At 41.0% G+C, this 13,250-nt stretch carries 11 protein-coding genes; 8 read left to right on the forward strand and 3 right to left on the reverse strand.

The window, feature by feature from the left end:
• Positions 1 to 10: 10 nt before the first annotated feature.
• The 6 genes from FPL17_RS17750 (at position 11) to FPL17_RS17775 (ending at position 7,835) form a co-directional block, all read left to right on the forward strand.
• Positions 11 to 1,129, forward strand: a complete 1,119-nt coding sequence (locus tag FPL17_RS17750; RefSeq protein ID WP_159886562.1) for a CaiB/BaiF CoA transferase family protein — start codon at positions 11 to 13, stop codon at positions 1,127 to 1,129.
• A 144-nt stretch (positions 1,130 to 1,273) separates the two neighbouring features.
• Positions 1,274 to 2,497, forward strand: a complete 1,224-nt coding sequence (locus FPL17_RS17755; RefSeq protein ID WP_171061108.1) for a carbohydrate porin — start codon at positions 1,274 to 1,276, stop codon at positions 2,495 to 2,497.
• Positions 2,498 to 2,641: 144 nt separating this feature from the next.
• Positions 2,642 to 5,038 carry a glucose/quinate/shikimate family membrane-bound PQQ-dependent dehydrogenase gene (locus FPL17_RS17760; protein ID WP_159886564.1) on the forward strand — a complete coding sequence of 799 codons (2,397 nt, stop codon included), beginning with the start codon at positions 2,642 to 2,644 and terminating at the stop codon, positions 5,036 to 5,038.
• Positions 5,039 to 5,279: 241 nt separating this feature from the next.
• Positions 5,280 to 6,923, forward strand: a complete 1,644-nt coding sequence (locus tag FPL17_RS17765) for a nitrite/sulfite reductase (protein WP_159886566.1) — start codon at positions 5,280 to 5,282, stop codon at positions 6,921 to 6,923.
• On the forward strand, positions 6,916 to 7,401 hold the full coding sequence (locus FPL17_RS17770; protein WP_151715109.1) for a DUF934 domain-containing protein: 486 nt from the start codon (positions 6,916 to 6,918) through the stop codon (positions 7,399 to 7,401). The genes FPL17_RS17765 and FPL17_RS17770 overlap by 8 nt, the downstream gene beginning before the upstream one ends.
• A gap of 80 nt (positions 7,402 to 7,481) precedes the next feature.
• Complete coding sequence (locus FPL17_RS17775; protein WP_159886568.1) at positions 7,482 to 7,835, forward strand: DMT family transporter; 354 nt, start codon at positions 7,482 to 7,484, stop codon at positions 7,833 to 7,835.
• A gap of 53 nt (positions 7,836 to 7,888) precedes the next feature.
• On the opposite strand, the gene FPL17_RS17780 is transcribed toward FPL17_RS17775, so the two are convergent.
• The 3 genes from FPL17_RS17780 to FPL17_RS17790 all read right to left on the reverse strand — a co-directional run bounded on the left by FPL17_RS17780 (position 7,889) and on the right by FPL17_RS17790 (position 10,269).
• Entirely contained in the window at positions 7,889 to 8,332 is a 444-nt protein-coding gene (locus tag FPL17_RS17780; protein WP_159886571.1) for a VOC family protein, read from the reverse strand.
• Between the two features lie 135 nt (positions 8,333 to 8,467).
• On the reverse strand, positions 8,468 to 9,643 hold the full coding sequence (locus FPL17_RS17785) for a thiolase family protein (RefSeq protein ID WP_159886573.1): 1,176 nt from the start codon (positions 9,641 to 9,643) through the stop codon (positions 8,468 to 8,470).
• 110 nt (positions 9,644 to 9,753) lie between these two features.
• Complete coding sequence (locus FPL17_RS17790; RefSeq protein ID WP_005192924.1) at positions 9,754 to 10,269, reverse strand: GspH/FimT family pseudopilin; 516 nt, start codon at positions 10,267 to 10,269, stop codon at positions 9,754 to 9,756.
• Positions 10,270 to 10,634: 365 nt separating this feature from the next.
• Here FPL17_RS17790 and omp38 (FPL17_RS17795) point away from each other — a divergent pair, with 365 nt between their 5' ends.
• Entirely contained in the window at positions 10,635 to 11,678 is a 1,044-nt protein-coding gene (gene omp38 / locus FPL17_RS17795) for an outer membrane protein Omp38 (protein WP_005150024.1), read from the forward strand.
• Between the two features lie 442 nt (positions 11,679 to 12,120).
• The gene (omp38, locus tag FPL17_RS17800; protein ID WP_151715104.1) at positions 12,121 to 13,149 is read left to right on the forward strand and encodes an outer membrane protein Omp38; all 1,029 of its coding nucleotides are present in this window, start codon (positions 12,121 to 12,123) and stop codon (positions 13,147 to 13,149) included.
• The last annotated feature ends 101 nt before the right edge of the window (positions 13,150 to 13,250 follow it).

The raw sequence follows: 13,250 nt of genomic DNA on the forward strand, positions 1-13,250 counted from the left end.
AAAAATTATTATGCCATCTGCACTAAAGGGATTGAAAGTCCTCGATTTTTCGACTTTATTACCAGGGCCATTTGCCAGTATGTACCTTGCCGACATGGGTGCAGAAGTTATCCATGTGGAATCACCGACTCGTCCAGACCTTGTACGGATTATGCCACCCTATGCCAATGGTCAGGCCACTGCACACAGTTATCTGAATCGGAATAAGCAGTCGATTGCACTTGATCTCAAAGATGCAGCCAATATTGAACTGATCAAAAATAAAATCTCTGAGTTCGATATTGTGCTTGAACAGTTCCGTCCAGATGTGATGCGCCGTTTGGGCTTGGACTATGAGACTTTAGCGGAGATTAATCCAAGACTCATTTATTGTTCGATTACTGGTTATGGTCAAACAGGGGTTTATAAAGATCGAGCAGGACACGACATTAACTATTTAGCATTGGCAGGCGTGTCTGGGCATAGTGGTCGACAAGATGGTGGACCGCCACCATTGGGCATTCAAATTGCTGATGTGGCGGGTGGTTCTTTGCATGCAGTGATTGGTATTCTTGCTGCTGTGGTCGAGCGTCAACGCAGTGGTCTGGGTCAATATCTTGATATTTCGATGACCGATTGTGTAGCGAGTTTGAATAGTATGGCGGCTTCTGCAAGTCTGGCAGGGCAAACGCCACAAGCGCCAGAGGCGGGAATGCTGAATGGTGCAAGCTTCTATGATTATTATCAAACCAAAGATGGTCGCTATTTTTCAGTGGGAAGTTTAGAGCCACAATTTATGACAGGCTTGGCTACAGCACTAGAATTACCTGTACTGCTTGCAAAAGGAACATCGTTTGACCCTGAAGATCGTCAAGCGGTAAAGCAAGCTTTGCAGGAAAAGTTTAAAACACAAAACTTTGCTGAATGGCAACAGCTGTTCCAACGCTTGGATATTTGTGTAGAACCAGTTCTCAGTCTGGATGAAGCCTTGGTCTCGCCAATGGCTCAACAAAGAGGCTGGGTGGTTGATGTGCCAGTATCTGAAAATGCATCACAAACTGAGCCCCAGTTGGCCTGTCCGATCAAGTTTTCCCGTTCGCAAATGAAGTATGCCTTTATTGGTCAGGGTTTAGGTGAGGGTAAATGGTAGAAAATATGTGCGACTTATCACTGATTGTTAAAATATTGTACAGATTGTTAACATTTTGAATAAGTTGTAATTTAAAAATGAGAGTAACCTTTTATACACAATAACATAAAAGGTTACGTAAACATGACAATCTCTAAATCTTTGATTGTTTCTTGTTTATCCGTTCTATCATTGAGTCTTTTCACACAACATACTCAAGCAGCATCTTCCGCATTTGACCCAAATGGTCAATGGCTGTTTGGTGATTGGAACGGTCAGCGCACTGCGTTGCAAGAACAGGGTTACAAATTTTCTGCTGATTACACAGGTGAATTTGCAGGGGTTTTAGATTCTAAACAATACTCAAGTCATGGCAGTGAATTCACTGGACAATTGGCGTTGGGTACAAACTTCGACCTAAATAAAATTTTAGGTTGGCAAGATACTGAGGCGCAGATCACGGTTACATACCGTGATGGGCAATCTTTGTCACAAACCGCAGATGGTTTACAAGGTCACCAAAGTTCTGTACAAGAAGTTTGGGGACGTGGTCAAACGTGGCGCTTAACCGATCTCTGGATCAAAAAGAAATTTTTAGATCAAGCTTTAGATATTAAAGTCGGTCGTTTCGGTGAAGGCGAAGATTTCAACAGCTTTAACTGTGATTTCCAGAACTTATCACTATGTGGTTCTCAGGTGGGCAACTGGGTTGGTGATCAATGGTACAACTGGCCTGTGAGCCAATGGGCATTGCGTGTCAAATATAACCTACAGCCAGATCTTTATGCACAAATCGGGGCGTATGAATATAACCCTGAGAATTTGCAGCGTGGCAAAGGTTTTAACCTAAGTACCGATGGCTCTCGTGGTGCGATTATTCCAGCAGAAGTAGTCTGGAATCCTAAACTGGGTGCACTTGCTCTGCCAGGTGAATATCGCTTTGGTTATTACTACAGTACAGCGGATGCCGCAGAAATCGAGAATCCTGCCAAGACTGGACATAAACAAGGCGGCTGGTTTACTGCGAAACAACAGTTAACTCGTCATGATGGTCAGTCAGATCGTGGTTTGACTGGTTTTGTCAATGTCACAGTACATGATTCTAAAACCAATGCCATTAAAGACATGCAAAATGTTGGATTGGTCTATAAAGGTTTGTTGGATCAACGTCCTCAAGATGAAATTGCTTTAGGTGTTGCCCGTATTCATGCCAATGACAAAAACAATAGTCTATTGGATGAAGAATATAACACTGAGCTGTATTACGGCATTCATGCCACCAACTGGCTCACCATCCGTCCAAATATTCAATATGTTCACCATGTTGGTGCATTGAAGGACGGGGATAAGACTTGGGTGGGCGGTATTAAGTTCCAAACCATTTTCTAATTTTGATACTCGAGCAATTTTGCAGATGCAGTTCATACGATGGGCGATATCTGCAAAGTTCTTGTTGTGATTTGAACTCGACCATAAAAAGAGACTTTATTTGCTTTTTATGGATCTAAAATATAAAAGATGCAAGGTGATCATATGAATCAATCTGCTTCAAAATCTGGGCTTAGAACCTTGACGGTGGTGATTATCGCCCTCATTGCATTGTTCTTGCTCGTTGGCGGTATCTGGCTCGCAGCAATTGGCGGGTCTTTTTATTATGTAATTGCAGGCGTGCTGTTGCTGATTGTAGCAGTACAACTCTATAAACGTGCCTCAGGTCCATTATGGGTTTATGCGGCATTGATGTTAGGTAGTGTGGTTTGGGGTGTATGGGAAGTTGGGACCGACTTCTGGGCACTGGCACCACGCCTTGATATCCTTGGCATCTTAGGTTTGTGGTTACTCATTCCAGCGGTGACGCGTGGGATTGATAACCTCACTTCAAGTAAAGTGGCATTGTCATCGACTTTAGCCATTGCAATTGTGGTGATGGTGTACTCGATCTTTAATGATCCACAAGAAATTAATGGTGTGATTCAGACGCCACAACCTGCACAAGCGAAAGCGGTTGAAGGCATTGCACCTGAAGATTGGCCTGCTTATGGTCGTAGTCAGGGGGGTGAACGTTATTCTCCATTGACACAGATCAATGATAAAAACGTCAAAGATCTTAAAGTCGCTTGGACATTACGTACCGGTGATTTCCGAACTGAAAATGATTCGGGTGAAACCACCAACCAAGTAACACCAATCAAGATCGGCAATAACATGTTTATGTGTACACCACATCAACATTTAATTTCGATTGACCCTGCGACAGGTAAGGAAAAATGGCGTTTTGATCCTAAGCTCAAAACCGATAAAACCTTCCAGCATTTAACTTGTCGTGGTGTGATGTACTACGATGCTGCCAATACCACTGAATTTGCAACCAGCTTACAGGCGAAAAAGTCGACCTCAACCGAGTGTCCACGTAAAGTCTTTGTTCCTGTAAATGATGGTCGTTTAGTGGCAGTTAATGCAGATACTGGTAAAGCATGTTCTGACTTTGGTCAAAATGGCGAAGTGAATTTACAAGAATTCATGCCATATGCTTATCCAGGTGGTTATAACCCAACATCTCCGGGTGTGGTTTCTGGTACCACTGTAGTGATTGCAGGTTCAGTGACCGATAACCATTCGAATAAAGAGCCATCAGGTGTAATTCGTGGTTATGACGTGAACACAGGTAAATTATTGTGGGTATTTGATACAGGCGCAGCTGATCCAAATGCAATGCCAGGTCAAGACACTCAATTTGTTCATAATTCACCAAACGCATGGGCGCCACTTGCCTATGACTCAAAACTAGATATCGTCTATGTCCCAACAGGTGTGGGTACACCAGATATCTGGGGTGGAGACCGTACTGAGTTGAAAGAGCGTTATGCCAACTCAATGCTGGCGATCAATGCTACGACAGGTAAACTGGTCTGGCACTTCCAAACCACACATCATGATTTGTGGGATATGGACGTACCATCTCAACCGTCATTGGCCGATATTCAAGATAAATCAGGTCAAACGGTTCCTGCGATTTATGTATTGACTAAAACAGGGAATGCCTTTGTTTTAGACCGTCGTAATGGTCAGCCAATTGTACCAATTACCGAGAAACCTGTTCCACAAACTGTGAAATGGGGCCCACAAACCAAAGGTGAGTTCTACTCAAAAACTCAACCATTCTCTGACTTTGATTTAGCGCCGAAAGATAAATTGACGGATAAAGACATGTGGGGTGCCACCATGTTTGATCAGTTGATGTGTCGTGTGAAATTTAAACGTCTGAATTACGATGGCATCTATACGCCGCCTTCTGAAAATGGAACCTTGGTATTCCCTGGAAACTTAGGTGTGTTTGAATGGGGCGGTATGTCAGTGAATGCTGATCGTCAGGTTGCAGTCATGAACCCGATTGGCTTGCCATTCGTAAGTCGTTTAATTCCAGCAGATCCAAACCGTCAACCTGTGGCGCGTGGTGCTGGTACTGAGCAGGGCATGCAACCGATGTATGGTACGCCATATGGTGTTGATATCAGTCCATTCCTATCTCCATTGGGTTTACCATGTAAACAACCAGGATGGGGCTTTGTTGCTGGTGTGGACTTAAAAACACATGAAGTGGTATGGAAAAAACGTATTGGTACCATTCGTGACAGCTTGCCAACCTTGTTCCAGTTACCACCAGTGAAAATTGGTGTACCAGGTTTAGGCGGTTCGATTTCGACTGCGGGTAATGTGATGTTTGTCGGTGCAACCCAAGATAACTACATTCGTGCCTTTAATGTTTCAAATGGTGATAAGTTGTGGGAAGCACGTTTACCTGCGGGTGGACAAGCAACACCAATGACTTATGAAGCCAATGGCAAACAATATGTGGTGATTATGGCCGGTGGACATGGTTCATTCGGTACCAAAATGGGTGATTATTTAGTCGCTTATGCATTGCCTTAAATCCCTCCCAACCTCCCTTTATGAAAGGGAGGAGTTCTCTAATTTAATCCTTGCGCCACTATAATCGTGGCTCAGGGTGAGGGGAGATTAAAAGTCCAGATTTATCTGGACTTTTTCTTTTTATGGCAATTAGATAGGCTTATCAATAAAACCGTTATTAAATATGCAAAAAAAGCATTTTGTTGATGAATAAAAGCTCGCTATGCTAGTCGCCTTTATAATGAATGACTAGCCATACGCCATGTATTTATATACGGATTTCGATCAACAACTGATTAACCAACGTGTTGCTCAGTTTCGCGATCAAACAGAACGCTATTTAGCTGGAAAATTAACAGAAGACGAATATCGTCCATTACGTTTGCAAAATGGTCTGTACGTGCAACGTTATGCACCTATGCTCCGTATCGCTGTGCCGTATGGCTTGATGAATACTAAACAACTCAGAAAAATTGCTGAAATTGCGACAGAGTATGATCGTGGTTATGCGCATGTTTCAACCCGTCAAAATATTCAGTTGAACTGGCCTGCATTGGAAAATGTACCAGATATCCTTGCTGAGCTAGCAACGGTACAAATGCATGCCGTACAAACTTCAGGTAACTGTATCCGTAATACCACCACTGACCAGTTTGCTGGTGTGGTTGCAGGTGAGATTGCTGACCCACGTCCGACCTGTGAATTGATTCGTCAGTGGAGTACGTTTCACCCTGAATTTGCTTTCTTACCACGTAAGTTCAAAATTGCAGTATCTGCTTTAGAAGAAAAAGACCGTGCTGCGACAGCATTCCACGATATCGGTGTTTATCTGGTTCGCAATGATGCTGGCGAGATGGGCTATAAAATCATGGTCGGTGGTGGTCTAGGCCGTACTCCAATCATTGGTAGCGTAATCCGTGAGTTTTTACCACGTGAAGATTTAATTGCTTATTTAGAAGCGACATTACGTGTTTATAACTTACATGGCCGTCGTGATAATAAATATAAAGCGCGTATCAAAATTTTGGTGAAAGCTTTGACACCAGAAGTGTTTGCACAAAAAGTGGAAGCTGAATTTGAGCACACGCGTGAAACATTAAAGATTCAACCTGAAATCTTGAAAAAATTGGATGAAGAATTTACACCATTTGATTATCAAGATTTAGAAGATCAAGACTTCACAGACTTATTCGCTGCATATCCGAAATTCAAACAGTGGTTCAACGTTAATACCAATGCACATAAAGTGAAAGGTTATCGCATCGTTACGATTTCTTTGAAACGTGCGGGTATTGCACCTGGTGATGTTACTAGTGAAGAAATGAACTTAATTGCGGATTTAGCCGATAAATATACTTTCGGTGAGTTCCGTACTACGCACGAACAGAACATTTCATTGGTCGATGTGCCGCAGAAAGATCTATTTGAATTGTGGCAAACGCTTGAACATAGCGACATGGCACGTGCACATATCGGCTTTATTACCGATATTATCTGCTGTCCTGGTGGTGATTTCTGTTCATTGGCCAATGCTAAATCGATTCCAATTTCAGAAGCGATCAGCCGTCGTTTTGATGACCTAGACACCATTTATAACCTTGGTGAACTTGATTTGAATATTTCGGGTTGTATGAATGCGTGTGGTCATCACCATGTTGGTAATATCGGTATTCTTGGTGTCGATAAGAAAGGTGCGGAATTCTATCAAATCACCCTAGGTGGTCATGCAGATCATGATGCATCTCTCGGTGATATCTTAGGTCCTTCTTTTGCAGCCGAAGTCGTGCCAGATGTGATTGATGAAATCTTGAATACTTACCTTGATTTACGTACCGAAGGTGAGCGTTTTATTGATACCTATCGCCGTGTTGGTATTCAACCATTTAAGGAGCGTGCTTATGCTTAATACAACGCTACAAGTGCTCTTTAAAGATGGCACAATTGCAGACAATACTTATCAAGTCATTGCAGACGATGGTGTACTTCCACAAGGTGACGTGGTTGTAACAACTGCGCAGTTGGATCAATTGGCAAATGTACAAGGTAAAAAGGCGCTTTACATTACTGTGAATGATTCACCTGAAACACATCAATTTCCATTGAATGAGCTAGATGCCATTTTTATTGAATTTGCTGGTTTTAATGATGGTCGTGGCTATTCATTCGCTGCGTTACTACGCCGCCAAGGTTATCAAGGTGAGTTACGCGCAGTCGGTGATATCTTTAAGGATGTTTTGAATTATTTAAAACGTTCTGGCTTTGATACCTTTGTCGTGAAAGAAGGTAAAGATATTCATGAAGCTGCTGCTGGGCTTCAAGATTTTACCAATCCGTATCAAGCTTCAACTGCTGTGCCTCAGGCGAGCTATCAGACTGGTGCATAAGTCGCTAGAGATCAAAAAAGCTGAACTACGGTTCAGCTTTTTTATGAGTTATGGTTTTAGTAAATCAATTGAAGAATAAAATGTTGAACTTTATTTTAAAAATAAATCCTGGGGTGGTGTGTTTACTTTTTGCGATTGCCGCTGATGTGCTATCTACATTTTATTCTGCAAAGGGCAATGGTTTAGTGAATAAACTCGATCAAGGCATTGCATTGGTTTTGTATCTAATCTCGTTTGCGTGTGCTGCGATTGCTTTGAAATATATGCAGGCTGGGATTTTATACGTGCTGTGGTCGGGGCTTGGTGTTATTGCAACGGCGGCTTTGGCCAAAGTCTTTTTAGGGCAGCATATTGATTTAGCGGGTTGGGTTGGCATTAGCTTTATTACGATTGGACTTATGATTATTGCGCAGTATTCCAATATTGATGTGTAGTCTTCATAGAAATAACGATGTATTTCTATGAAGCCATGTTTTATTGATTTAACTTACTCATCTAACTGGCAATTGATCATCCATTTGATCCCAAACTGATCGGTAAAAGCACCATAGAGTGCGCCCCAGAAGGTCTTTTCTAGAGGCATTTCAATTTGACCATTTGCAGACAAGGCATTGAATAATCGTTGTGCTTCGTCTTGTTCATCTGGATCAAGATTAATTGAAATATAGTGGTTGTTACCTTGCGCAAATACGCTATTTTGAGTGCAGAATTGATCATTAACATCTGAAGCCATCAATACGGTAAATTCATTGATCGGTAAGGAAACATGTAAAACCAAGTTTTTATCCGCTTCTGAAAGGCTGACGCCTTCAGTGGGTGGCATATCGCCATAACGGCTGAGCATGGCAAATTCACCACCAAACACAGATTTATAAAAGTTGAATGCTTGTTCTGTTTGTCCTTTAAAATTTAGATAATGATTAAGTTGCATGATGTACTCCTTGTTGTTTTTTTATACACAGCATAACTTATCGATATTTTGACTATAGGTGCATTATTTTTTGTAATCCTAAAAATAAAAAATCCTGCATCAAGCAGGATTCTTTTGATATAGATTGAAAAATATTTAGATTAATTCAATCGCAACAGCTGTCGCTTCACCACCACCGATACACAAGGCTGCAACACCTTTCTTACCACCAGTGCGTTTAAGCGCGTGAATCAATGTCAGGATGATACGAGAACCAGTAGAACCAACAGGGTGACCTAATGCACAAGCACCACCATTAATATTAACTTTTTCTGCATCTAATTTGAAATCATCAATTGGGCACATAGTGACCATTGCAAAAGCTTCATTGATTTCCCATAGATCTACGTCTTGTGCATCCCAGCCTGCTTTTTTCAATACTTTTTCAATTGCACCTACAGGGGCAATCGTAAATTCAGATGGGTGTTGAGAATTTGACGCAGTTGCAAGAATCTTTGCCAAAGGTTGTAAACCACGTTGTGCAGCAACATCACTAGACGTTAAGACCAGTGCGGAAGCACCATCAGAAATTGAACTCGCATTGGCAGCAGTAATGGTACCGTCTTTTGCAAAAGCGGGTTTTAATGATGGGATTTTATCGATTTTTGCATTTAATGGTTGTTCGTCTTGATCAACAACTACATCACCTTTGCGAGTAGCAACAGTTACAGGAACGATCTCATCTTTGAAGTAACCTTCAGTAATCGCTTTCTGTGCACGTTTTAATGAACGAATAGCAAAGTCATCCATTTGTTCGCGTGTATAGCTACGTTTGTTTGCCATATCTTGGGCAAATGAACCCATTAAGCGACCTGTTTCTGCATCTTCCAAACCATCAAGGAACATGTGATCTTTAATTTCACCATGACCCATGCGGTAGCCAGCACGTGCTTTCGGTAATACATATGGTGCGTTGGTCATCGATTCCATACCACCAGCGACAACGATCTCTGCGCTACCTGCTTTAATCATGTCTGCTGCTTGCATCACCGCTTTCATGCCAGAACCACAAAGCTTGTTAATGGTCACTGCACCAGTAGAGTCTGGTAAACCTGCTTTTCGCATAGCTTGACGCGCTGGACCTTGTTTTAAACCAGCCGGTAAAACACAGCCCATGATTACTTCTTCTACGTCAGTCGGTTGTAGACCAGAACGCGCAATTGCTTCTTTAATGGTAACAGCACCTAATTCTGGGGCAGTTACACCAGATAATGCACCTTGGAAGCCGCCCATTGCTGTACGCGCGCCATTAACAATTACGATATCAGTCATGATGTGTCTCCACACTTATAATTTATAAAAATGTTCCAAACTTAAGCAGTATAGTAAAAAAAGGATTGGAATAAAGGGTTTTAACTATTTTAGGCTAGACTGAAGAGTTTTTAGCAGGTGGAGAGCTTTTCAAAACGTATATTCCCCATACGGCTTAAAACAATTTTAGTATGGTGCTGTGGCGACTCTGAACAGTAGACAAAACTGCCATTGGAGGCGAAAGGAAGTCCATTTTCTGCTTGAAAAATAAGATAGTTGGGTGATTGACCGAATGACTTAAAGCCGAGGTAACCGTATTTGTGATTGAGAGGTGCACTAAAGAGTAAGGTTTCCCCTTGATCGCGGCGCTGATTTCTATTGCTATCAATAAATCCGATAAAGCCTTTATTCCAATCTTTATGGCAATTCTCAAGATCTGAACTTGGGCACAGCATCACATTTTTATGATAAAGTTGCGCATCAGTCTTTGCTTTTTGTATATGAATTGTGAGGATTCTTTTAAGCTGGTTCACTTCACTTGAGATCATTAAGTCACGGAAATAAGGGATTGCAAGTGTACTTAAAATTGCCAGAATTCCAATGGTGATGATTAACTCAATCAAGGTAAAGCCAGAAGGTTTAAACATATTTTACCTGTTTATTTTTATTAACTTTTTTATTAACAGTGTGTTAGATTGAATTTTCTTTGCTGATCAGCATGACTAAAAAAAAAGTTAAGATATTCTAAAAAACATAAGCTCTAGAACATTAATCTATTAAGATATCTAATGGGAATTGAAAATTTACTGAACTACAACGGAAATTGTAAGAAATTTTGTCAATAATTTACGAGGTTAAAGTTATCAAGCACTTGGAAAATTCGTCAAGTGTTTGTATGATTCAAAGTGAAGTGAATGGCTTAAAATAATGCTGTAGAACATTCTTGTTCTAGGGGTGAAAAATCATAGGCTTAGCTTACACAACAAACAATTGTTATCTCTGGAGGATATCCATGAAATTGAGTCGTATTGCACTTGCTATGCTTGTTGCTGCTCCTTTAGCTGCTGCGAATGCGGGCGTAACAGTAACTCCGTTAATGCTTGGTTACACATTCCAAGACACTAAACATAATAATGGCGATAAGCATTTAACAAATGGTCCTGAGCTTCAGGATGATTTATTTGTTGGTGCTGCATTAGGTATCGAATTAACTCCATGGTTAGGTTTCGAAGCTGAATATAACCAAGTTAAAGGTGATGTTGATGCAGCAGCTGCAAATGCTGAATACAAGCAACAACAAATCAACGGTAACTTCTATGTTACTTCTGATTTGATCACTAAAAACTATGACAGCAAAATCAAGCCATATGTATTGTTAGGTGCTGGTCACTACAAATATACGTTTGATGATGTAAACCGTGGTACTCGTGGTAATAAAGAAGAAGGTACTTTAGGTAATGCTGGTTTTGGTGCTTTCTGGCGCTTAAACGATGCTTTATCTCTTCGTACTGAAGCTCGTGGTACATATAACATCGATGAAGACTTCTGGAACTATACAGCACTTGCTGGCTTAAACGTAGTTCTTGGTGGTCACTTGAAACCAGCTGCAGCAGTAGTAGAAGTTGCTCCAGTTGAACCAACTCCAGTTGCTCCACAGCCACAAGAGTTGACTGAAGACCTTAACATGGAACTTCGCGTATTCTTCGATACGAACAAGTCTGACATCAAACCACAGTACAAATCTGAAATTGCTAAAGTTGCAGAGAAGTTAGCTGAATACCCGAATGCGACTGCTCGTATTGAAGGTCACACAGATAACACTGGTCCACGTAAGTTAAACGAACGTTTATCTTTAGCGCGTGCTAACTCTGTTAAATCTGCACTTGTAAATGAATACAACGTGAATGCAACTCGTTTGACAACTCAAGGTTTCGCTTGGGATCAACCGATTGCTGACAACAAAACTAAAGAAGGTCGTGCTATGAACCGTCGCGTATTCGCTGCGATTTCTGGTAGCCGTACTGTTCTTGTACAACCAGGTCAACAAGCTCAATAATTTGAGTTTTTGAACTGAATAAAAAAGCGACTCGTCAGAGTCGCTTTTTTATCGACATAGGTTTTTGTAGCATTGATGTAAAACTAAAACATAACAGCTAAAAACTGGCATAATCTTGCCTTAACTTTAGATCGCTTGTGAGAATTCTTTAGTTTTATTGAAAAGATTTTGATAGCTTGTTAAAATTTTGATTAAAAAGTGATAAGCTCTCACGGCCTGTTAGATGCTGTAAAATTAGAGTTTCTAGTTTTTTGGGCGGGAAATAAGTCATTTTCAGTAGCTGCTGATTAAATGTTGCCAAATACTTGGAAAATTGATCGGGTATTTGTATGATTTCACATAAGGTGAATGACTGAAAAAGATACAATAAGACTATTTCTCAGTATTCAAAAGCTATTAGAATTTTAGAGAACAAACAATTTTTTGTTTTTGGAGGATATCCATGAAATTGAGTCGTATTGCACTTGCTATGCTTGTTGCTGCTCCTTTAGCTGCTGCGAACGCAGGCGTAACAGTAACTCCGTTAATGCTTGGTTATACAATGTTCGATACTGAACATAACAACCGTGGCGATAAAGGTCAGTTAACTCCTGGTGCAGAACTTGAAGATGATTTATTCGTTGGTGCTGCGCTTGGTGTTGAAATTACACCTTGGTTAGGTGCTGAAGTTGAATACAGTCAAATTAAAGGTGATACAAGTACAAATAACGACTATAAAGGTCGTAATATTGCTGCTAATGCTTATGTAACATCTGATTTGATTACTAAAAACTACGATAGCAAAATCAAGCCATACGTATTAGCTGGTGCTGGTCACTACAAATACGAAGGTGATGATATTTATGGTGGTAAGCAAGAAGGTACATTAGCGAATGCTGGTGGTGGTGTATTCTGGCGCTTAAACGATGCTTTATCTCTTCGTACTGAAGCTCGTGGTACTTACCATTTTGATGAGAAGTTCTGGAACTATACAGCACTTGCTGGCTTAAACGTAGTTCTTGGTGGTCACTTGAAACCTGCTGCGCCAGTCGTAGAGGTTGCTCCAGTTGAACCAACTCCAGTTGCTCCACAGCCACAAGAGTTGACTGAAGACCTTAACATGGAACTTCGCGTATTCTTCGATACGAACAAGTCTGACATCAAGCCACAATACAAAACTGAAATTGCTAAAGTTGCAGAGAAGTTAGCTGAATACCCGAATGCGACTGCTCGTATTGAAGGTCACACAGATAACACTGGTCCACGTAAGTTAAACGAACGTTTATCTTTAGCGCGTGCTAACTCTGTTAAATCTTCACTGGTAAATGAATACAACGTTGATGCATCTCGTTTGTCTACTCAAGGTTTCGCTTGGGATCAACCGATTGCTGACAACAAAACTAAAGAAGGTCGTGCTATGAACCGTCGCGTATTCGCTGCGATCACTGGTAGCCGTACTGTTCTTGTACAACCAGGTCAACAAGCTCAATAATTTGAGTTTTTGAACTAAATAAAAAAAGCGACTCGTTAGAGTCGCTTTTTTTATTTGCATAATTCAGATGGTTAGACATTTTGATTACTCCTGAATGATGA

Origin of the sequence: Acinetobacter dispersus (assembly GCF_009884975.1) — a bacterium.
GTDB classification, from domain to species: domain Bacteria; phylum Pseudomonadota; class Gammaproteobacteria; order Pseudomonadales; family Moraxellaceae; genus Acinetobacter; species Acinetobacter dispersus.